The 22,444-nt window shown below is 74.8% G+C and carries 13 protein-coding genes; 6 read left to right on the top strand and 7 right to left on the bottom strand.

Features of this window, described 5'->3' with window-relative positions:
• Nucleotides 1–30: 30 nt before the first annotated feature.
• Together AB0H64_RS39890 and AB0H64_RS39885 are read right to left on the bottom strand one after the other, a co-directional pair.
• Nucleotides 31–903: an acyl-CoA thioesterase II gene (locus tag AB0H64_RS39890; protein WP_357635672.1), complete on the bottom strand. Its 873-nt coding sequence runs from the start codon at nt 901–903 to the stop codon at nt 31–33.
• Nucleotides 904–999: 96 nt separating this feature from the next.
• Nucleotides 1,000–3,039 carry an ATP-dependent DNA helicase UvrD2 gene (locus AB0H64_RS39885; protein WP_357635730.1) on the bottom strand — a complete coding sequence of 680 codons (2,040 nt, stop codon included), beginning with the start codon at nt 3,037–3,039 and terminating at the stop codon, nt 1,000–1,002.
• Between the two features lie 154 nt (nt 3,040–3,193).
• Between AB0H64_RS39885 and AB0H64_RS39880 the strand changes: the two genes are divergently transcribed.
• Nucleotides 3,194–4,102 carry an alpha/beta hydrolase gene (locus AB0H64_RS39880; protein WP_357635670.1) on the top strand — a complete coding sequence of 303 codons (909 nt, stop codon included), beginning with the start codon at nt 3,194–3,196 and terminating at the stop codon, nt 4,100–4,102.
• 78 nt (nt 4,103–4,180) lie between these two features.
• Complete coding sequence (locus AB0H64_RS39875; RefSeq protein WP_357635667.1) at nt 4,181–4,429, top strand: mycoredoxin; 249 nt, start codon at nt 4,181–4,183, stop codon at nt 4,427–4,429.
• 67 nt (nt 4,430–4,496) lie between these two features.
• Here the strand turns inward: AB0H64_RS39875 and nudC are convergent, their stop codons facing one another.
• Nucleotides 4,497–5,471 (bottom strand): NAD(+) diphosphatase, encoded by a 975-nt coding sequence (gene nudC / locus AB0H64_RS39870; protein ID WP_357635664.1) that lies wholly within the window; start codon nt 5,469–5,471, stop codon nt 4,497–4,499.
• Between the two features lie 145 nt (nt 5,472–5,616).
• Here nudC and AB0H64_RS39865 point away from each other — a divergent pair, with 145 nt between their 5' ends.
• From AB0H64_RS39865 to AB0H64_RS39850, 4 genes are read left to right on the top strand one after another with little or no spacing between them, the layout of a single operon-like run.
• Nucleotides 5,617–6,762, top strand: coding sequence for a siderophore biosynthesis protein (locus tag AB0H64_RS39865; protein WP_357635662.1), 1,146 nt, complete (start codon nt 5,617–5,619; stop codon nt 6,760–6,762).
• A complete protein-coding gene (locus AB0H64_RS39860) occupies nt 6,759–8,363 on the top strand; it encodes an IucA/IucC family protein (RefSeq protein WP_357635660.1) in 1,605 nt (534 codons plus the stop codon). Before AB0H64_RS39865 ends, AB0H64_RS39860 begins: the two co-directional genes overlap by 4 nt.
• Nucleotide 8,364: 1 nt before the next feature.
• Nucleotides 8,365–9,966: an IucA/IucC family protein gene (locus tag AB0H64_RS39855; RefSeq protein WP_357635658.1), complete on the top strand. Its 1,602-nt coding sequence runs from the start codon at nt 8,365–8,367 to the stop codon at nt 9,964–9,966.
• On the top strand, nt 9,963–11,036 hold the full coding sequence (locus AB0H64_RS39850; protein WP_357635656.1) for a type III PLP-dependent enzyme: 1,074 nt from the start codon (nt 9,963–9,965) through the stop codon (nt 11,034–11,036). Before AB0H64_RS39855 ends, AB0H64_RS39850 begins: the two co-directional genes overlap by 4 nt.
• On the opposite strand, the gene AB0H64_RS39845 is transcribed toward AB0H64_RS39850, so the two are convergent.
• The 4 genes from AB0H64_RS39845 to AB0H64_RS39830 form a co-directional block, all read right to left on the bottom strand.
• Nucleotides 10,996–14,283 carry an ATP-dependent DNA helicase gene (locus AB0H64_RS39845; RefSeq protein ID WP_357635653.1) on the bottom strand — a complete coding sequence of 1,096 codons (3,288 nt, stop codon included), beginning with the start codon at nt 14,281–14,283 and terminating at the stop codon, nt 10,996–10,998. The genes AB0H64_RS39850 and AB0H64_RS39845 overlap by 41 nt on opposite strands.
• Nucleotides 14,277–17,555, bottom strand: a complete 3,279-nt coding sequence (locus AB0H64_RS39840) for an ATP-dependent DNA helicase (RefSeq protein WP_357635650.1) — start codon at nt 17,553–17,555, stop codon at nt 14,277–14,279. The genes AB0H64_RS39845 and AB0H64_RS39840 overlap by 7 nt, the downstream gene beginning before the upstream one ends.
• 180 nt (nt 17,556–17,735) lie before the next feature.
• On the bottom strand, nt 17,736–17,861 hold the full coding sequence (locus AB0H64_RS39835) for a hypothetical protein (protein ID WP_357635647.1): 126 nt from the start codon (nt 17,859–17,861) through the stop codon (nt 17,736–17,738).
• Nucleotides 17,862–17,930: 69 nt separating this feature from the next.
• Nucleotides 17,931–22,406, bottom strand: a complete 4,476-nt coding sequence (locus AB0H64_RS39830) for an HAD-IC family P-type ATPase (RefSeq protein ID WP_357635644.1) — start codon at nt 22,404–22,406, stop codon at nt 17,931–17,933.
• Between the last annotated feature and the right edge of the window lie 38 nt (nt 22,407–22,444).

Genomic DNA, 22,444 nt, shown 5'->3' with positions numbered 1-22,444 from the left:
AACCCGGCAACCTATTTTCCACCTGCGATTTCACGACTTCGTGACACGGATCATCGCCTCCTGCACGACGGACACCACGAGGTCACCCGACGCGGTGAACATCTCACCGCGCGCGAGCCCCCGCGCCCCTCCCGCCCACGGTGACTGCTGCGCGTACAGGAGCCAGTCGTCGGAGCGGAACGGCCGGTGGAACCACATGGCGTGGTCCAGCGAGGCGCCCTGGATGTCGGAGGCGCCCCAGGCCATGCCGTGGGCGAGCAGGACCGTGTCGACGAGCGTGAAGTCGGAGGCGTAGGCGGCCAGCACCACGTGCAGCAGCGGGTCGTCGGGCAGCTCGGCGTCGTAGCGGAACCACACGTTCGTCTTCGCGCTGCGCAGCTCGGGGTTGCGGTGGGCCTCCCAGGTCAGCGGCGTGGCGTAGCGGGCGTCCACCGGCCTGGGCCGCGACAGCCAGTCGCGGTACTCCGGCCGGTCGCCCACCAGCGCGTACATCCGGTCCTGGAACGTCGGCAGCGTCTCGGGGCCGGGCACCTCAGGCCGGTCCGTCGCCTGATGCTCCAGCCCCTCCTCGAAGATGTGGAACGAGGCCGACATCGTGAAGATGGCCTTGCCGTGCTGGACCGCCACGACCCGGCGCGTGGTGAAGGAGCGCCCGTCACGCACCCGCTCGACGTTGTAGACGATCGGGATGGACGGGTCGCCGGGCCTGATGAAGTAGGCGTGCAGCGAGTGCACCGCCCGGTCCGGCGGCGCCGTGCGACCGGCCGCGACGAGCGCCTGCGCGGCGACCTGACCGCCGAAGACCCGCTGGATGCGCTCCTCGGGGCTGCGCCCGCGGAAGATGTCGAGCTCGATCTGCTCAAGGTCCAGCAGGTCGAGCAGCTCCTTCAGCGCCTCGTTCACGGGTCCCCCTCGGGATGAGCCATTAGTACGGCAAGTGTGACTTGTCGCCCATCTCTTACCAAACTTGGGTCACCGGTACGTCAGCCGAGGTGAGGACTAGGAGGCACCGCGGCACAGCGACAGGACCGCCTCGCCGTACCGGTCGAGCTTGACGCGCCCGACGCCGGCGATCGACAGCAGCTCCTGCTCGGTGCGCGGCGCCCGCTCGGCGATCGCCTGCAACGTCACGTCCGTGAAGACGACGTACGGCGGGATCTTCGACTCCTTGGCCGTGGCCGTGCGCCACGCCTTCAGGCTCTCCAGCAGCTCCTCGTCGTAGTCGGCCGGGCAGGAGGCGCAGCGGCCCAGCTTCTGCTCGGCCGCCGCCGTGAGCGTCTTCGCGCAGACCCGGCAGCTCACCGGCGCGGCCACCTGACGGCGCTCCTTGGCCGCGGCCGGCGCGCGGGAGGCGGCCGCGGCGCGGCCGGTCAGGCCGTCGAGGAAGCGGGAGGGCCGGCGGCCCTTGCGCCCGCCCGGCGCGCGCGACAGCGCCCACGACAGCGCCAGATGGTGGCGGGCGCGGGTGATGCCGACGTAGAGCAGGCGGCGCTCCTCCTCGATCTGCTCGGGCGTCTCGGCGTAGATGATCGGCAGCATGCCGTCGGTGAGGCCCACCAGGAAGACGGCGTCCCACTCCAGGCCCTTGGCGGCGTGCAGGGAGGCCAGCGTGACGCCCTCGACCGGCGGCGCGTGCTGCTCGGAGGCGCGCCGCTCCAGCTCGGCGACGAACACCGGCAGGTCGGCGCCCTCGGTCGCCATGTCCTCGGCCAGGTCGGCCAGCGCCTTCAGCGACTCCCACTTCTCGCGGGCCTTGCCCCCGCCGGGCGGCGCCGGGGTCAGGCCGAGGCCCGCCAGGATGTGGTGCACCTCCGAGGCCAGCGGCTCGCCCGACGCCGAGCGGGCCGCGCCGCGCAGCAGGACGACGGCCTGGCGCACCTCCGGACGCTCGAAGAAGCGCTCCGCGCCGCGCACGACGTACGGCAGCTCCGCCTTGGCCAGCGCCTCCTCGTACGCCTCCGACTGGGAGTTGGTGCGGAACAGCACGGCGATCTCGCGGGACGGCACGCCCTGGTCGAGCAGCTTCCTGATCGCCCGCGCGACCCCGGCGGCCTCGGCCGGCTCGTCGTCGTACTCGTGGAAGCCCGGCTTCGGCCCGTCGGGCCGCTGCGCGACCAGCTCCAGGCGGTGCGGCGAGCGGCCCTTGGCGATGACGAGGTTGGCCAGGTCCACCACCTGCGGGGTCGAGCGGTAGTCGCGCACCAGCTTGATCACGGCGGCGTCGGGGTGCTCGACGGCGAAGCCGGTCAGGTAGCGCGGGGTGGCGCCGGTGAAGGAGTAGATGGTCTGGTTGGGGTCGCCGACCACGCACACGTCGTCGCGCCCGCCGAGCCAGGTGTCGAGCAGCAGCTTCTGCAGCGGGTTGACGTCCTGGTACTCGTCGACGACGAAGTAGCGGTACTGCTGGCGGATCTGCGCCGCCACCTCCTGGTGCTCGGTCATCACCGCCGCGGTCAGCTCCAGGATCGTCTCGAAGTCGACCAGGTGCCGCTCGCGCCTGATCCGCTCGTACGCCTCGTAGAGCCGCGCCACCTCCTCGGCCGGCAACGGCGGGGTGCGGTTGTGCTTGGCGGCCGCGGCCGTGTAGTCCTCGGGGCCGATCTGCGTGACCTTGGCCCACTCGACCTCGGCCGCGAGGTCGCGCAGCTCCGACCGGTCCGCGCCGCGGCGGAGCTGCCGGCAGGCCTCCGCGAGGACGGGCAGCTTGGACTCGATCACCGACGGCGCCTCGCCGCCGATCACCCGCGGCCAGAAGTAGGTGAGCTGGCGCAGCGCCGCCGCGTGGAACGTGCGCGCCTGCACCCCCGGCGCGCCCAGCACCCGCAGCCGCTGCCGCAGCTCCCCGGCCGCCCGTGTGGTGAAAGTCACCGCCAGCACGCTCGGCGCGTCGACCACCCCGCTGCGCACCGCGTGCGCGATGCGGTGGGTGATCGCGCGCGTCTTGCCGGTGCCCGCACCAGCCAGAACGCACACGGGCCCGCGCACGGCCTCGGCGACCGCGCGCTGCTCGGGGTCGAGGCCCGACAGGACGTCATCCACGCTGCTCACCTGTCAATCCTCCCAGCCGGTGGCGCTTACCCGTCCATTCTGGCAACATGCGGCCCGTCATCCGTTCATCGTCACCGAGATGCAAAGAACTGGTCTTTTCCCTCACAATGGGGCCCGACCACGTGCATGGGGGAAAGGGAAGACCGTGCGCACTGCGGTTCTCGTGGGGGCTCTCGCGCTCGCCGCCGTCACCGTCACCACACCGGCCACCGCCGAGGCGGCCAAGGACCCGACACCGGCTCCGGTGTCCACGTCCGACCCGTACGCGTTGAGCGGCCTGTCGTACGAGACCGTCTCCTACGGCCGGGAGCGCCGTCAGGACATGGACGTCTGGTGGACCGCCGACGGCACGCAGCGGCCGGGCGTCTTCCTCATCCACGGTGGCTGGTGGTCCAGCGGCGACAAGCGGCAGATGACCACCATCGCCCGGGAGTACGCCGACGAGGGCTACGCGGTCTTCAACCTCAACTACCGGCTCTCCGGCCAGGCGGCCTGGCCCGCGCAGCGCACCGACGTGCTGTCGGCCATCCAGACGGCCCGCAAGCACGCCGCCCGGTGGGGCCTCGACGTGAAGAACTTCGTGGTCGTCGGCTTCTCCGCCGGCGGGCACCTGGCGGCGTCGGTGGGCACGTACGGCGACGGGATGAACGGGCTCAAGGGCGTCGTCGGCCTGTCCCCCATCGTGTCGCCGCTGCGCGCCTACACCGACGGCGCCGTCACCACCGACCCGTACAAGCGCAAGCTGCGCGCCTCGGCGATCCAGCTCGCGGGCGGGTGCGAGCCCAAGGGCCGCTGCTCGCGGGTCTGGGCCAGCATGGAGGTGGCCTGGCACGCCAGCCGCCATGACGCGCCGATGCTGACGGCCCACTCGGCCGACGAGTTCGTCCCGCCGGCGCAGAGCCAGCTCCTCAAGCAGATGCTCGGCCAGGTCGGGGTGCCGGTCACGGTCATCACCACGCCGGGAATGGCGCACAGCTCGGCGATGTACCGCCAGCCGGGCGTCGCCGAGCAGGTGCACCAGTGGATCGCGGAGCGGCTCGGCGGCCAGCTCTGACCTCGCAGGAATGACGGGGACTCCAGCCGTGTTGAAGGGAGCGGCCAGTCTCCTTGACCTTGGAGGGAATCGTCCGACATGGCGCTCACCGTCTACAGCACCACGTGGTGCGGGCCCTGCAAGTGGCTGAAGTCGCAGCTCACCCGTGAGGGCATTGCCTTCAAGGAGGTCGACATCGAGCGTGACCCCGCGGCGGCGGAGTTCGTGATGAGTGTCAACAACGGCAACCAGACCGTGCCGACGGTCGTCATCGAGACCCCGTCGGGCCGCATCGTCCGCACCAACCCGTCGGCCCGCGAGGTGAAGGCGCTCCTCGAGGCCGCCTGACCCACACACCGAGGACCCGAGTGCGTCACGCACCCGGGTCCTTTCCGTCGCGGCGGCTGACCGCGGCTTACCAGTCGCCCGTGAGGCGGTCGCCGTACCAGGTCTCGATGAGGCGGCGGGCGATGGAGACGGGCGGCGGGAGGCGCAGCTCGCCGGAGGCGATGGCCTGGACGAGCTCCTCGCGGGAGAACCAGCGGGCCTCGACGATCTCCTCGGCGTCGGGCGTGAGCGTGGTCGTCAGGGCCTCGGCGAAGAAGCCCAGCATGAGGCTGCGCGGGAACGGCCAGGGCTGGCTGCCCAGGTAGCGCGGCCTGGCGACCTGGATGCCGACCTCCTCGGCGACCTCCCTGATCACCGCGTGCTCCAGCGACTCGCCGGGCTCCACGAAGCCGGCCAGGATCGACATGCGGCCCTCCGGCCACTGCGGGCCGCGGGCCAGCAGGCAGCGGTCGTCCTGGTCGCGCACCAGCATGATCACGGCCGGGTCGACGCGGGGGAAGTGCTGGCTGGAGTCGCGCGGGCAGACCCGGATGTGACCGCCGGCGCGCACCTCGGTGTGGCTGCCGCAGCGTGGGCAGAACTCGTGGGCCGAGTGCCACGCCTCCAGCGCCACCGCGTAGACGAGCATTCCGGCGTCGCGGTCGCCGAGCAGGCCTCCCGCCTGGCGCAGGCCCGCGGCGACGGTCTCGCCCTCGGGCGCGTCGAGCGGGCTCATCGGGACCGTGACACGGCCGTTGCCGTCGCCGGTGACTCCTCCGGGCAGCGGCGCCGCCACCGCGAAGTAGGCGACGTCGCCCTCGACGCCGAGCAGGTAGCGCTCCCCGGCCGGCGCCTCCTCCGGGCTGAACAGCACCGCCCGCACCTCGTCGCCGGAGCGCCGGACGAGTGTCTGGCCGTCCTGGATCACCAGCACCCGGGTCGTCGGCGCGGCCCAGGCACGTTCCAGCCACGCGGCGTCGGCGCGCAGCGCGGACGACCGGTCGATGGTGCCGCGTGCGAGGAGCAGCGGTCCGATCAGTTCCTCTTCCGCTCTCGTCTCCACGGTCCCACCCTTCCAAGTTCCGGATGTCATCCTATGACCCCGGCGTTAGCCTGAGGTTGCGGTGTACGGGCGTGGCGATGATCGTCGAGGGGCTAGGATCTGCGGTTAGGTAAGCCTTACCTGATCACATCCGGGGGTGCCACGCTTGCGGCTGTACCTGACCGCTCTCAAGCCGACCGACTCGGTGACCGACGGGTTCCTCCCGGCCGCCCGCGCGCTGGGCTGTGAGGTGACGATCCTCACCGACCGCCCCGAACGGCATCCGGACGCCGTCGGCTGCGACGTGCGCGACCCGCGCGCCCTCGTCGACACCATCGCCGTTCTCGGCCGGCCCGACGCGATCTTCTCCAACTCCGACCACCTCCAGGCGGAGACCGCGCTGGCCGCCGCCTACTTCGGGCTGCCGGGCAAGGACTGGCGGGCTTGCCTGTCGGCGAAGAACAAGTTCCTGACCCGGCGCGCCCTCGCCGAGGCCGGGGTCGAGCGGGTCCGGTCCGTACGGCTGGCCCCGGGCGACCCCGTGCCGGACGGCCTGCCGTACCCGCTGGTCGTCAAGCCGCGCGAGGGGGTGGCCAGCGAGGACGTGACGCTGGTCGAGAGCGACCTGGCGGGGGCGGTGGCGGAGGTCAGGCGGCGGCGGCCGGGCGAGGCGCTGGTCGTCGAGGAGTACCTGGAAGGCCCGCTGCGCACGCTGGAGACGCTGGGCGACGGGTCGGCGATCCGGGTGCTGGGCGGGTTCGCGACGACGCTGGGGCCGCTGCCGCACTTCGTCGAGGAGCGGCTGGACTGGGCTCCGGACGGGCCGCACGAGCATGTGCTGGCCGCGCTGGCGGCGCTGGGCGCGGGGTTCGGCGCGTGCCACACCGAGTACGTCGTCACCCCGGACGGGCCGCGGGTGGTCGAGGTGAACTACCGGGTGATCGGCGACCACTGCGACTTCCTGCTCGCCGACGTGCTGGGGGTGCCGCTGTTCGAGTGGATCCTGCGGGTGCACCTCGGGGAGCCGCTGTCCGCCCTGCCGGAGTCTCCCCCCGGCACCGGGTACGGCAGCGCGGTGAGCGTGGTGGCGGACCGGCCGGGGACGATCACGTCCGCGCCGGGTGCCGAGACCGTCGTGTCGGACGGCGTCCGGCTCTGGCACCGGCCGTTGCGCTCGGCCGGTGAGGTGGTGGAGCGCACGCACACCAACCGCGACTACCTGGGCGTGATCCGCGCCGTGGGGCCCGACCGCGACCGGGTGGAGGCGGCCATCGGCGGCTACCGGGCGACCCGGCCGTGGGTGATCGCGTGAAGGCCGTACGCGACCGGGCCGTGCGGGGTCAGGCGGACGACGGGCGCCAGCGGGCGGGCGGCGTGGGCGATCGGGCGGGCGATCGGGCGGGCGGGCGGCGGACGGGGCGGGAGGCGGAGCTCGCGGCCCGGGTGCTGAACGCGCTGCTGCGCGAGGACTACGGCCGCCTGTCGGCGCGGGTCAGCCGCAGCCGCGACGGCGTGGGGCTGCGACTTGCCGGGGACCGGGTGGTGCGGCTGACGCCGGGCGCGCTGTTCCAGGACTTCGTGGTCGCGCCCGGCGAGCGGCTGACGCTGGCCGAGGTGCTCGGCACGCTCAGGGCGGTGGCCGCCCCGGCCGACGCCGAAGGGGTGGCCGTCTTCGCCGAGGAGTGCTTCCAGGCCCTCACCGCCTGGGAGCTGCACGACGAGCACGCCGCCGCGGTGCTGGCCCGCGGGCCGTCGTACGAGACGCTGGCCGCGTTCGCCGACCACCCGGTGTACCCGACGTCCCGGGCCCGGCTCGGCCTGTCGACCGGTGACCTGCTCGCGTACGCGCCGGAGTTCGCCCCCGCGTTCGAGCTGCGCTGGGCCGCGGTGCCGCGCGTCCTGCTCGCGCCCGGCTCCGCCGCGCTGCCGCCGGACCTGACGCCTCCGCTGCCCGCGCCCGGCCCGGACGAGGTGCTGTTCCCCGTGCACCCCCTGGCCGTGGACGAGGTGCGGCGGATCGAGGGCGTACGGCTGCTGGACCAGCCGTGGACGACCGTACGGCCGACCCTGTCGATGCGCACGGTGGAGGTCGCCCCGCGCACCCACCTCAAGCTGCCCGTCCCCACGAGCACGCTCGGCGCGCGCAACCGGCGCTCCATCAAGCCCGGCACGCTGCGCGACGGGGCCGCGGCCGAGCTGCTGCTGCGGCGGCTGGCCGGTCCGGGCGTGCTGGTCGCCGACGAGCAGGCGTACGCGCACGCCGGCCACGAGTACCTCGCCTGGATGGTGCGCCGGCTGCCCGAGGGCGTGATCGTGCCGGTCGCGGCGCTCAACGCCCCCGGCGTCCTGGCCGAGCTGGACGACAGGACGGGCGGCGACGTGCTGCCCGCCTACCTGCGGCTGCTGCTCGGCTGGAACGTGCGGCTGTTCGTCCGCTACGGCGTCGCCCTGGAGGCCCACCAGCAGAACCTGGCGCTCGTCCTCCGCGACGGCCGCGTGGACCTGCTCGTCAAGGACAACGACGGGCTGCTCGCCTCCCCCGCCCGGCTGGCCGCGGCCGGGATCGAGACGCCCGCGTTCGCCGACGAGCGGATGCTGACCGACGACCCGCACGCGCTGGCGGACGTGTTCGTCACCATCACCCTGCACCTGGCCGCCGCGGCCGTCGTCTTCGGCGCCCTGCCGCACCGGCGGGCCGCCGCCCTGCTGCGCGACACACTGGCCGAGGCGCTCGACGAGCACGGCGACGACCCCATGGCCCGGCTGCTGCGGGCCCGGACCCTGGAGGCGGCGCGGCTCACCGGCAAGTCGATGATCACCGCCGGGACGCTGGTGGCCAAGGAGCGGTCGGGCGCCCGGGACGTCAACAAGTTCTACGGCACCAGCGGGCCCAACTACCTGAGGAGAGCTTGACATGCACGGTCTGGTCCTCGGTGCGCCCAGCTCGCCGGCCGAGGAGGCGACGCTGGCTGCGCTGCTGCGCTGCTGCGTGCGCGAGGTGGCCGGGCCGCGCGGCCTGGTGTGGCCAGCGCCGCCGTACGTGCTGCTGCGGGTGGGGGGCACGCTGCTGCGGGCGCGCACGCGCGGGGGCGCGGCGCTGCGCTTCGACGGGCCGCCGGAGCGGCTGGAGCGCGGCGCGTGGCGGCCGCTGACCTCGGACGAGCTGGTACGGCTGGCGGAGGCCGAGCTGCGCGGGACCGAGCTCCAGGGCGGGCCGAACGAGGAGTTCGCCGGGCAGGTGGCGGCCAGCCGGGAGGCGATGGCGGCGATCCTGCTGGCGCGGTCCGAGGCCGAGCCGCCGGCCGACCCGTGGCTCGCCTCCGAGCAGGCGCTGGTGTTCGGGCATCCGTTCCACCCGAGCCCCAAGGCGCGCGGCGGTGACCTCTGGGAGCGGTACGCGCCCGAGACGCACGCCCGCTTCCCCGTGCGGCTGCTCGCGGTCCGCGAGGACGTGCTGGCCGAGGACGGCGACGCGTCGGCCCTCGACCTGCTGGGCGAGGCGCCACGCGGGCGCCGGCTGCTGCCCGCGCACCCGTGGCAGCTCGACCTGCTGCTCGACCGGCTGGGCCCGGCGCTCGGCGACGCGCTGACCGACCTCGGGCCGGGGCCGTCGGTGTCGCCGACGTCGTCGGTCAGGACGGTGTACGCGCCGGACGCGGGGGTGTGCCTGAAGTTCAGCCTGGACGTGCGGATCACCAACTGCGTGCGGAAGAACGCCTGGTACGAGCTGGCCGGGGCGGTGGAGCTGACCTCGCGGCTCGGGCCGGTGTTCGAGCGGGTGCGTGCGGTGTTCCCGGGCGCGCGGTGGCTGCGGGAGCCGGGGTACCGGTCGGCCGCCCTGGGCACGCGGCTGCTGGAAGGGCTCGGGGTGATCGTCCGGGAGAGCCCGTGGCGGGTGTGCTCCCCCGGCGTGGCGCCGGTGCTGGCGGCGGCGCTCGCCCTGGACCCGGCGGCGGGCGGGCCGGCCCCGTACGGGGCGCAGGCGATGGAGCGGGACCCGCTCGGATGGTGGACGGCGTACGTGTCGGTGGTGGCGCCGCCCGTCCTCGACCTGTTCTTCACGCACGGCGTGGTCCTGGAGCCGCACCTGCAGAACGTCCTGGTCGGCCTCGACGCGACCGGCCTGCCGCGCGAGGCGGTCTTCCGCGACCTGGAGGGCGCCAAGCTGGTCGCCGGCCGCCACGACCTGGGTGGCGTGCCGTCCCGCGTGGCGGAGGCGCTGACGTACGACGCCGAGCGCGGCTGGGCCCGGGTCGTCTACTGCCTGCTGGTCAACCACCTCACCGAGGTGGCCGCGACCGTCGCGGCGCGGGGCGGCGATGAGCTGCTGCGCGAGCTGTGGCGGGCGGCCCGCGCCGTGTTCGCCGCCGAGGCCGACCGGCTCGGCCGGCCGCTGCCCCTGCCGGAGCTGCTGGCGGGCGCACCGCTGCCCGCCAAGGCGAACCTCGCGGTCCGCTGGGCCCGCGCCGCCGACCGGGCCGCCGGGTACGTGCCGATCGCGAACCCCCTCGCATGATCCCCGCCGGTGTCCGCGACGCCGCCGCCCGCCTCGGCGACCTCCCCGCGTACCTGTACGACCTGCCCGGCCTGGACGCCCATGCCCGGTCCGTACGGCAGGCCCTGCCGGGCGTCGAGCTGTACTACGCGGTCAAGGCCAACCCCGACCCCGAGCTGCTGCGCGTGCTGGAGCCGCACGTGGACGGGTTCGAGGTGTCGTCCGGCGGCGAGCACGCCCACGTGTCGGCGCTGTTCCCGGGCAAGCCGCTGGCGCTCGGCGGGCCGGGCAAGACCGAGGCCGAGCTGCGCCTGCCGCACCACCGTCTCCACGTCGAGTCGCCCGGCGAGCTGCGCCGCCTGCTGGCCACCGGGCTGGAGGCCGACGTGCTGCTGCGGCTCAACCCCGGGCTCGCGGTCGAGGGTGCCGCGCTGACGATGAGCGGGCCGTTCGGGATGGACGAGGCGGGGGTGGCGGAGTGCCTGCCGCTGTTCACCGATCACGTACGGCTGCGCGGCGTGCACGCCCACCTGGCGAGCGGCCTGGACGCGCCCGAGCTGCTCCGCCTGGCCCGCCACCTGCTCGACACCGATCACGACGAGGTCAACCTGGGCGGCGGCATGGCCGTGGACTACTCCGCGCCGGAGGCGAGGTTCGGCTGGGCGGCGTACGGCGAGGGACTGGCCCGGCTGCGGCGTCCGGGGCAGCGGGTGCGGATCGAGCCGGGCCGGGCGCTGACCGCGTACTGCGGCTTCTACGCGACCCGCGTCGTGGACGTCAGGCGCGTGCACGGCCGGGCGTACGCGATCCTGCTGGGCGGCACCCACCATCTGCGCACGCCCGTCGCCAAGGGGCACGACCAGCCGTTCGAGGTGCTGCCGGAGGGACGGGGCCAGGGGGTGACGGACGAGCCGGTCACGCTCGTCGGGCAGCTCTGCACGCCCAAGGACGTCTTCGCCCGCGACGTCGTCACCTCGGTGCGGGCCGGCGACGTGGTGGTGTTCGCGATGGCCGGCGCCTACGCCTGGAACATCTCCCACCACGCCTTCCTCATGCACCCTCACCCGGAGTTCCGCCATCTGACGGTCTGACCGGCACGGCCTCGACGAGCGCCACCAGGCCGTCGGCGTCGAGCAGGTCCACGGGGCGCACGGTCCGGTTGGCGCGCACGTAGTGGAAGGCGGCGCTGACCCGGTCGAGCGGCACGCCGGCCAGGTGCGACCAGGCCAGCCGGTAGGCGGCGAGCTGCACCGACGCGGCCCGCGCCTTCCTGCCCCTGGGCGGCTCACCGGTCTTCCAGTCGACCACCTCGTAGCGGCCGTCCGGCAGCTCGAACACCGCGTCCATCCGGCCGCGCACCAGCCGGTCGGCGATCATGGTCTCGAACGGCACCTCCAGGTCGAGCGGCCGGCGCTCGGCCCACTCGCTCTGCTCGAACCGCTCCTGGAGGTCCGCCAGCCGCACGTCGGCCTCCTCCACCTCCTCGACCAGGTCGAGGTCGAAGTCGTCGAGCAGCCGCTGCTGGTCCCAGCGGGTCTCCAGCCACTTGTGGAACGAGGTGCCGCGCCGGGCCAGCGGAGCCGGCTTGACCGGGACGGGCCGGCGGATCCTGCGGGCCAGCTCGCCGGCGTCGGCGGCGAGCGTCACCAGCGACGACACGGTCAGCTTCGACGGCAGCTCGACGGTCGTGGCGCCACGCCTGCGGTGCAGCTCCCGCTCGCGCAGCAGCAGGTCCGTGTCGCGCTCCCAGGCGCGCACGCGCTCCTCCTCGAACGGGCGCAGCGGCTCGTCCTCGGCCGGGGCGAGCGACCCGGCCAGCGCGTCCTCGACCAGCCGGGCGCCGTCCAGGACCGACTCGTAGCGCAGGCCCTCGGGTGTGACCGGCCAGACGGCGGCGGCCGGCTCGGCCAGCAGCGGGTTCGAGGCCCCCTCTTCGAGGTCGGGCGCCCAGAACGCCACCTTGTCGGCGGTGTCGCGGATCTCCAGCAGGAAGTCCGACGGCTCCAGCGGCCTGGTGGCGCTGCCCCACCGGTAGCCGGAGGCGATCAGGTGGTAGTGGGCGCGCGTGACGGCCACGTACGCCAGCCGCCGCTCCTCCATCAGGTCGCGCTCCCGGCAGGCCTCGTCGAACCCGGCCAGGTCCTCCTTGGCCAGGCCGGGCAGCCGGGGCAGGTCGGCGGCGTCGCCGCGCAGCGGGTAGGGCAGCTTGCGGGCGTTCTCCGTCCAGCGACTGTTGGTGACGGGCGTGGCCGGGAACATGCTGCCGGTGGCGATCGTGCCCTTGGAGCTGACGAGCTGCGACAGACCGGGCACGACCACGATCGGCCACTCCAGGCCCTTGGAGGCGTGGACGGTCATCAGCTTCACGCTGTTGCTGTCGCCGACCCGGCCGGCCTCCAGCCCGAACTCCTCGCTCTCGGCCGCCTGGAGGTAGGCGAGGAACGCGCCGAGCGTCGGGTCCTCGGAGTCGCCCGCGAACCGCGAGGCCGCGTCCAGGAACGCGTCGAGGTCGGCCCGCGCCGCGAACGCGCTGACCGTGCCGCCGCGCGCGGCGACCTCGATGTCCAGCCCGAGCCGCCGCTCCACCTCGGTGATCAGGTCGGGCAGCGGCTGGCCGGTGTGCGCGCGGAGCTGGCGCAGCTCCTGCGCGAGCGCGACGAGCCGGGCGCCGGCCAGCGGCGAGAACGACTCCAGCCACTCCTCCCGGTCGGGCAGCTCGTCGAGCGCGTCGACCAGGCTGCCGCGCTCCTCGGCCAGGTCGGCCACCACCTGGTCGAGCGGGTCGTGCCCGCGGTTGCCCGCGCGGGTCTCGCGGTTCAGCTCGCGGGCGTACTGGCCGAGCACCCGCAGGTCGGCGGGGCCGATGCGCCAGCGCGGACCGGCCAGCAGCCGGGCCAGCGCGTCGCCCGCCGTCGGGTCGTACAGGACGCGGAGCGTCGCGACGATGTCGCTGACCTCGGGGACGGTGAGCAGGCCGCCCAGGCCGACCACCTCGACCGGGATGTCGCGCTCCTCCAGCGCCTTGCGCAGCGCCGGGAACTGCGAGCGCTTGCGCGCCAGGATCGCCACGTCCTGCGGCTGGATCGCGAGCGTCTTCTTGCGCTCGCCCTCGCCCCACGGCAGGCCGTCGGGGGCGACCTCCCGGCCGAGGACGGCGGCCAGGCCGTCGGCGACCCACCGGGCCTCGTCCTCGGCGGTCTCGTGGAAGGCGCAGGTGACGCGGCCCCGGTCCACCCGGTTCGGGCCGGGCACGAGGACGGGCACCTCGCGGGCCTCCATGCGCAGCGGGAGCTGGACGCGGGCGGCCACGTCGAGGACCCGGTCGCCGTTGCGGAAGCTGACGCTGAGCTGCCGCACCGGGGCCGGGTCGCCGGTGCCGGTGCGGAAGTCGCGGGGGAAGCGGCGCAGGTTGCCGGACGAGGCGCCGCGCCAGCCGTAGATCGACTGGCAGGGGTCGCCGACCGCCGTCACCGGGTGGCCGCCGCCGAACAGGCTCCGGAGCAGGACGAGCTGGGCGTGGCTGGTGTCCTGGTACTCGTCGAGCAGCACCACCGCGAAGCGGGACCGCTCGATCTCGCCGACCTCCTTGTGGTTCGCGGCGATACGGGCGGCCAGCGCCATCTGGTCGCCGTAGTCGATGACCTCGCGCGCCCGCTTGAGCCGCTCGTACGCCTCCACCAGCGGCAGCAACTGCTCCCTGGCCGCCTGGACGTTGACCGGCCGGTGCTGGGCCTGCGTGACGCGGCCCGGCAGCCTCTCGTGCTGGTCGCGCAGCCAGTCGCCCAGCCGGCGCACGTCTCCGGCGCCGCGCAGGTGCTCCGACAGCTCCCCCGCGAGCTCCAGGACGGCGGCCGTGACGGACGGCGGGCCCAGCTCGACGCGGTCCATCGGCCCGTCGTAGGCGGCGACCACCCGTGAGGCGAGCTGCCAGGACACGGCCGGGGTGACCAGCCGCATGGTCGGCTCCAGCGCCTCGCGCAGCGCGTGGTCGGTGACCAGGCGGGCCGCGTAGGCGTGGTAGGTGGACACGGTCGGCTCCTCGTCGAGCGCGTCCGGCGTCACCAGGCCCGCCTCGGCCAGGCCGTTCAGCCGCTCCCTGACGCGGGTGGCCAGCTCGGCGGCGGCCTTGCGGGTGAACGTCAGGCCGAGCACGTTGCCCGGCTTGACCAGGCCGTTGGCGACGAGCCAGACGACGCGGCCGGCCATGGTCTCGCTCTTGCCGGAGCCGGCGCCGGCCATGACGACCATGGGTTCGAGGGGCGCCTCGATGACGCCGGCCTGCTCGGGGGTCGGCGGCAGGACGCCGAGCTTCCCGGCCAGCTCGACGGGGTTCAGCACACCTGGCCTCCGCTGTCGTTGACGGGACAGCTGGCCTTGGCGGCGCAGGTACGGCAGCCGTCGTTCGCCCTGGCCTGGAAGTACGGTCCGGACATGCCGGTCGCCACGGTGTCGACCAGGTCGGCGGCCCAGCCGGGGTTGGGGTCGTCGGCGAGGGCGCCCTGGCGCTGCTCCAGCGCCTCGTTGCGGCCGCCCGCCTTGCCGAGCTGGACCAGCGCGGCGCCGCCCGGCTCGGTCATGCCGTGGCGGGCGAAGGCGCCGAGCAGCGCGGCGAGCTGGTACACGCCGAGCTGCGGGTGGCGGTCCAGCTCGCCCGGCCGTGGCTTGGAGCCGCCGGTCTTCAGGTCGATGATCACCGCCCGGCCCTCGGAGTCACGCTCGACCCGGTCGACGCGGCCCTTGATCTGCACGCCGTCGCCGACCGTGGCGACGAACGCCTCCTCCAGAGCGACCAGCTCGCGGGGGTTCTCCTTGTGCCAGCGCAGGAACTTGCCGATCATCTGCTCGGCGACCTGGCGCTGCTTGCGGTTGAACCAGACGCCGCCGAAGTCGAGCTCGTGCCAGATCTCGTCCAGGCGGCTGCCGAGCAGGTCCTCGTTCGGCAGGTCGGTGGAGGCGAGCACAGCCAGCGCGTGGATGATCGTGCCGAGCCCCTGGGCGCTGCTGGTGCCGGCGGCGCCGACGGCCGTCTCCAGCAACCAGCGCAGCCCGCACTTGGTGAAGCTCTCGACCGCCGACGGCGAGATGCTGACGGTGTCGTCGGGCCAGCTCAGCGGCCGGTCGTCGGTCATGGTCGTCAGGGCGTACCACTCGTTGGGGTGGGCGCCCCGCACGCCGGCGGCGGCCAGCCGGGCGAGCTGCTGGGCGGCCTTGCGGCGCACCTTGGCGGGCCGGGTCGGGTCGGTGACGGCGCTGCGCAGGTCGGCGACGAGCGCCGCCATGTTGAGCCAGCGCGCCCGGTCGTCCACCGTGGCCGTCTCCACCGCACCCGGCATGAGCTCGCTCAGGAACCTCGACGGCCGCTCGTCGGTGTCCTCGCCGCCCACGGCCGTCACCACGAGCCTGCGCCGGGCCCGCGTCGCCGCGACGTAGAACAGCCTCCGCTCCTCGGCCAGCAGCTTCGAGGCCAGGGACGCGGCGTTCGGCCTGGCGCCCTCGGCCAGCTCCACCAGGTCGTCGGCGCCCAGCATCGACCCGCGCAGCCGCAGGTCCGGCCACACGCCCTCCTGCACCCCGGCGACGACCACCACGTCCCATTCGAGGCCCTTGGAGCGGTGGGCGGTCAGCACGCGCACCGCGTCGCCGTCGGGGGCCCGGTCGGCCAGCGTGTCGCCCGGGATCTCCTGCGCGGCGAGGTCGTCCAGGAACACCTCGGCCCCGGCCTTCGGCATCCGGTCCACGAACCGGGCCGCGTGGTCGAACAGCGCCACCACCGCGTCCAGGTCGCGGTCCGCCTGCGCGCCGCGGGCGCCTCCGCCCAGGCTCAGCTCGGTCCACCGCTCGGCCAGACCGCTCGCCTGCCAGATCGCCCACAGGACGTCCTCGGCCGTGCCCTCCTGGAGGACGGCCTCGCGGGCGGTGACCAGCAGCTTGGCGACGCGCTCGGCGGGCAGGGCGATGTGCGGCTCGACGCGGGTGAGCTCGCGGGCGTCCTTCAGCGCCGCGACGAGCAGCTCGCCGGACGTGCGGGGCCGGTCGCGGGCTTCGGGCTCTTCCGGCCGCTCCTCTTCCCGCTGCTGTTCTTCCCGCTGCTCCTCTTCCCGCTCGTCCAGGTCGGGTACGGCGGGCTCCGGCTCGGTGAGCGCGTACGCCTCGTTCTCGGCGATCTTCAGGGCTCGGCGGAGGCGCCGGACGCCGATCATGTCGGTGCCGCCCAGCGGGCCGGTCAGCAGCTCCTCGGCCACCGCCTCGTCCAGCGACGGGGGGTCGAGGGCCACACGCAGCATCGTCAGCAGCGGCCGTACGCCCGGCTCCTGGGCGATCGGCACCTCGTCACCGGCCACCATCGTCGGCACGCCCGCGCTGACCAGCGCCCGCCGCAGCAGCGGCACCTGGCGGATCGCCGAGCGCACGAGGACGGCCATCCGGTGCCAGGGCACTCCCTCGATGAGGTGGGCCCTGCGCAGCGTGTCGGCCACGACGGCGGCCTCCTGGCTGGTGCTGTCGGCGAGCAGCACCCGCACGTCGCCCGGGTCGGTGTCGGGCAGGCACAGCAGCTCCCGGTGGCCGTGCGTCCGTGCCCGCGCGGGCGCCGGGGTCTCGGCCGGGGTCCGCGCCGGGACCGGTACGGGAGTCCGGGACGGCGCCGGGTCCGGCAGGGGGGCGGCCGGGAGACGGGCGGCGAGGCGGCGGGTGGCCTCCAGCAGGTCCGCGCCGCTGCGGCGGCAGACCCGCAGCGCCAGCACCGGGGCGTCCCGGCCGTCGAGGGTGCGGAACCGCTGCGGGAACCCCATGATGCCGCGCACGTCGGCCCCCCGGAACCCGTAGATCGACTGGTCGGGGTCGCCCACGGCCACCAGGTCGCGCCCGTCGCCCGCGAGCTGCCACAGCAGCATCTCCTGCGCCGGGTCGGTGTCCTGGTACTCGTCCACGAACACCACGTCGTGCGCGGCCCGCTCCCTGCGCCGCACCTCCGGGTCGGCCAGCAGCGCGGCCGCCGCCCGGATCAGCTCGGTGTAGTCGAGCGCCGGCTCCGGGTCGAGGTCGAAGCGCCGGTCGTAGCGCCGGGCGAACCGGCCGGCCGCGACCCAGTCGTCGCGGCCGTGGCGCCTGCCGAGCTCCTCGATGCGGTCGCCGTCCAGACCCCGCTCGGCCGCGCGCGACAGCAGGTCGCGCAGCTCCTCGGCGAACCCCCGGGTCTTCAGCGCCTCCCGCAGCGTGCGCGGCCACTCCGTGGCGCCGTCCTCCAGCTCGCCGTGGAGCAGCCGCCGGATCTCCAGAAGCTGCTCGGGCCCGGTCAGCAGCCGGGGCGGCGGCTCGCCCGCCAGCACGGCCTCGCGGCGAAGGAGCGCGTACGCGTAGCTGTGGAACGTCAGGGCCAGCGGCGTGCGGGTGGTGCGCCGCAGCCGGGCGGTCACGCGTTCGCGCAGCTCGCCGGCGGCCTTGCGGCTGAAGGTGAGGATCAGCACCCGCTCGGGGTCGGCGCCCCGGCGCTCGATGCGGTCCACCACCGACTCCACGATGGTCGTCGTCTTGCCCGTGCCCGGTCCGGCGAGGACGAGCAGCGGCCCGCTCCCGTGGGCGACCACGGCACGCTGGTGCTCATCGAGCACAGGGGGCTCCGCCGGCCTCGCGCTCCCGCGCCGCACCAACCGCCAGGTCTGACCACTCACAGCACTAGATTCCATCAGACCACAGGGGTAGATCGTGCCGAGTTGACCGGTCTCGCGGAGACGATCCGCTCACGTTAGCGACACGGGGAGGGGTTCGCGCGGCGACACGCCACTGTGAGGTCAGGCGAGGCGGACTCCGGGGGTCCGCAGGAACGTCGTGACGAGGGCGTGGATGAGGCGTGCCAGCAGGGCCTCGGCCACCATGAGCGCCGCCTTGGCCAGGATCGAGACCAGGAGATCGGGCATGAGATACCTCACAGGAGAAAACGGCATGTAACGCCATATTTCACCACAAATCTGGCGTTGGGCGGCATCTTATGTGTCCGAAAGACGAACGCGGGATGGCCGACGCGCGTCCACCCGTTCGAGTGCCCTTTCGAGCAGCACCGCCGCGGCGGCGCAGCCGAGCGCGATCCCCCACCCCAGCGGCCCGATCGGACGGCAGCCGAACAACCGGCTCAGCCCCGGCACCGAGACGATCACCGCGAGCGCCGCCAGCGACGCGAGGGAGGCCAGCAGCACCAGCCGGTCCCGGCCGCCCACGACGAGCGTCTGCAGGAGCTGCGCCCCCACCAGCCCGACGAGCCCGATCGTGTCGGCCCGGTCACGTGTGCCGGTCATGCGGCCGAGCAGCCACGCCGCCGCGGCCGCCGCGGCGGTGGTGACGGCCCGCAGGTAGATGTCGCGGGTCAGGGCGGCACCCAGTGACGCCTCCGGCCCTTCGGTGAGGAGCCGGTCCGGGTCCGCGGCACTCGGCGGCCGCACCGCCACGGCCATGGCGGGGAGCATGTCGGTGAGGAGGTTCACGAGGAGGAGCTGGCGGGTGTTGAGCGCGCTGCGCCCGGTCAGCAGGCTGGAGCCGACGGTGAACACGATCTCGCCGAGGTTCCCTCCGAGCAGCATGCTCAGCGAGTCGCGCACCGACCCCCACATCGCCCGGCCCTCCACGATCGCGTCGATGATCGTCTCGATGCGCTCGTCCACCACCACGATGTCGGCGGCGGCGCGGGCGGCCGGGGTGGCGCGGGAGCCCAGGGCCACGCCCACGTCGGCGAGCCGGATGGCGGGCACGTCGTTCGCGCCGTCGCCGGTGACGGCGACCACCCGGCCCATGCGGCGCAGCCCGGCGACGATCCGGGCCTTGTGCTCCGGCGTGACCCTGGCGAACACCGCGACGTCCGGCAGCGCCCCGGCCAGCGCGTCGTCGTCCAGCTCCTCCAGCTCCGGGCCGGTCATGACCCGGCCGCCGTTCAGGGCGTTGATCTCGGCGGCGATGGCCTCGGCCGTGCTCGGGTGGTCACCGGTGATCATGACGACGCGGACGCCGGCGCGCATCAGCCCCTCCACACTGCGCCTGGCGGTGGGCCGCACCGGGTCGGCCAGGCCGAGGAAGCCGAGGAAGCTCAGCCGTTCGATCCTGGACTCGTCGAGGTCGGCGCGGCTGGAGGCGGGCCGCTCGGCGACCGCCAGCACCCGGTGGCCCTGGCGCGCGAGCCGGTCCACCTCCTCCTCCAGCTCCCGCCTCGCCGCCTCGTCCAGCGGCACCGTCCCCCCGCCGCGCCGCAGCTCCGTGCAGCTGCTGAGCAGTACCTCGGGCGCGCCCTTGACGCTCAGCACCTGCCGCGCCGCGCCGCCCGGGTCCTCCGTCATGTCCCCGTACGTCCCCAGGACGGCGTGGTAGCCGCGCGCCGGCTCGAACGGCAGCTCGTCCACCCGCCGCCATCCCTGGAGCCCGTCCTCCGGTGACACGCCCAGCCGCTCCGCGCCCTCCACCACGGCCCGGTCCGTGGGATGCGGGATGGCGCGCCCGTCCTCGTGGCGGGGGCACGCCCGCAGCGCGGCGCCCACGACGGCCCGCAGCTCGGGTGTCAGCTCGTCCACGGCCCGCTCGGTCCGCCCGTCCGACACCCGGCCCAGGCTGATGCGTCCCTCGGTCAGGGTGCCGGTCTTGTCGAAGCACAGGACGTCCACGCGGCCCAGCGCCTCGATCGTGGACGGGTTCCGTACGAGCGTGTCGCGGGCCGACAGCCGCTTGGCCGACGCCAGCTCCGCGACCGTCGCCACGAACGGCAGCCCCTCGGGAACGGCGGCGACCGCCAGGCTCACGGCGGGCGCGACCGCGGCGGCCATCGGGGTGCCCCGCAGCAGCTCGGTCACCATGAGCGCCACGCCCGACCCGACGGCGACGGGCAGGATGCGGCGGCTCAGCGCGCGCAGCCGCAGCTCCACCCCGGTCGGCGGCGGCGCGGTCGCGGACAGCCTGGCGGTCCTGCCCGCCACGGTCGCCTCGCCGGTGGCCACGACCACGGCCAGGCCGTGACCCGCCGCGACCGTCGTCCCCTGGTACACCATCGACGTCCGGTCCGCGACGGCCGGCGCCGCCGTCGGCGCCTCGCCCTTGGCCACGAGCTGCGACTCACCGGTCAGCGTCGACTCGTCCACCTCCAGGCCCGACGCCTGGACCAGCCGCGCGTCCGCGGGCACCGCGTCGCCCGCGCGCAGCTCGATCACGTCGCCCACCACCAGGCCGTCCGCGACGCCGGCCACCGCGCCGGCCGGGCGGCGCAGCCGGACATCCGTCGCCGTGATCCGGGTGAGACGGTGCAGGATCCGGTCGGCGTGCCAGCGCTGCGTGCCGCCGAGCAGCGCGCCGACGCCCATCACGCCGCTGATCAGCGCGGCGTCCAGCACCGAGCCGACGGCGAGCGACACGCCCGCGCCCGCGGCGAGCACCGGCGTGAGCGGGTTGGCGATCTCCTCCAGACAGGCGCGGGCCAGCGAGCGCGGCCCTGCCCGCGGCGTCACCGGCGCCGCCCGCCGTCGCGCCGCCTCCTCCTCCGCGAGCCCGTCAGGAGACGTGTCGAGCCTGGACAGCACGTCGCGGGCCGCCATGGCGTGCCAGGGCGTGTGGTCGACGGGCGGCGGCGGCATCTCCCGGCGCGCGCGGCGGGCCGTCCACTCCCCCACGACGAGCGCGGCCACGGACGTGCCGTTGCCCACCAGGTGCACCCGGGCGAGCGCCGTCCGCGCCGGGCCCAGGAACGCCAGCCCCGCACCCACCGCCGCGCCGGCCGCGGCCACCCGCACGCCGCGCCGGCCGGCCTTCCTCGCGTACGGCAGACCGCGCAGCAGCAGGTGCGCCCCCTCGAACCCACCGATCACGTCGGCGTCCCACGGGACCGGGCGGGGCCTGCCGAGCACGCCGACGCCCACGTCCGCCATGGCCAGCGCTCGCCCGCCCCGCTGCGACACCACCGCCACGCCGTGCCCGCCGGCCTGCATCGCCCGCACCTCGGAGGCCAGCCGCGATCCCCCGCGCACCACCCGCTCCACGCCCAGCCGCCCGGCCAGCCCCGGATCGCCGCCGGCCAGCACCACCTCGCACCCGCGCCCCGGGGCGGCGACGAGAGCCTCGGCCAGCGGGTGCAGCTCGGGCTCCAGCCCGACGACGGCGGCCACCACGCCGTGCCTGGCGACCGCCACCAGCCGGATCCCCTCGTCCCGCCATCGCCCCACCTCGGCGGGCTCCCCGCCGCCGATCGTCCCGGCCGGCTCGTACGGGGCGACGCTCCAGCCGTCGATCTCCCGGCGGGCCACCGGGGCGGAGCGGTCCGTGAGGTCGATGAGCGTGTACAGCCGGGAGTGCAACTCCTCCACACCGGCCTGTTGCGCGCCCTTCAGATCCTTGGCGGCGGTGAGCGGCACGATGCCGTGGATCGCCCACGCGCCCGTGGTCAGCAGACCGGCGTCCACGACGACCGTGTCCACGCGGTCCATCCGGTGCAGCGCCTCACGATCCAGCACGATCGTGTCCCGCCCCGCCAGCGCGCGCACCACCGCGCTGGTGAACGCGGCCCGGCTCAGGGCCGCCGCCTTCGGCACCCCGGCGACCAGCATGGTCAGCCCCCGCCGGTGATCGCGGCTGAGGAACGTGGTCACGCCCTGCCCGGCCACGGCCAGCATGCCCGCCGCGTCCGCGTACCTCTCGACGGGCCCGCGCGGCAACGGCGCCCCGCGCGGCGGGACCGCCGCGCAAATGTGGCGGTAGGCCCCGTCCTCGGCGGCGAAGACCTCCTCGCGCCGCTCCCACGCCGCGCGCCCCGCACGCGCCTCCACGAGCCGGCCGGCCGCCGCGACGGAGTCGACGAGCAGGGAGACGGGCCGCAGCGCGAGCGTGTGCGTGGTGATCCGCCCGGTCGTCAGCAGCGCGTCGCCGATCGGCTTGCCGACCCGATCCTCCAGCTCGCGGCGGATCCGCGGGGTGTGCTCCACCAGGGAGACCAGGGCCGGGACCAACGGGGGCAGCCCGGGCACCCGGACGACCTGCCCGGCCAGCGCCGCGCCGGCGCCGAGAAGGTGCAGGCCGAGGCTCACGGCGGCGCGCGCCTGCTGCTCCACACCGTCGAGCGCCCGCACGCACTCCCTGTCCGCATCCTCTTGGACGCCGGGGTCCTGGATGCCGGAGCCGCCTGGCGAGTCCCGTGTCCCCTCGTCCAGCTCCTCGACGATCGCCACGAACTTGTCCAGCTCCGACGCGTCAGGGTCGCAGGAGACGTACACGGAGCCGAGCACGCCGTTCACCTCGGCCCGCTCGGCACCGGCGGCGCGCAGGCGCTCCTCCAGGACGCGGGCCGCCCGCTCCGTGCCCGGCCCGCCCAGGGCGCGCAGCTCGACCCGCACCCCACCCGGGCACGCGCGGACCCCCCGAGGGCGCGGGAGCAGCCCTCGGACCGGCTCGGGAAGCATGGTCAGCAGCGCGCCGGCAACGGCGTGCACGCCGGGCAACCGCATGTGTTCTCCTTCTCCCGTCGAACAGGTGTGTCCTGCCG

The organism is Nonomuraea sp. NPDC050733 (genome assembly GCF_040654215.1).
Lineage (GTDB): Bacteria > Actinomycetota > Actinomycetes > Streptosporangiales > Streptosporangiaceae > Nonomuraea.
Note: the sequence above shows the minus strand (reverse complement) of the source record. Positions and strands in the feature narration are given on the sequence as shown.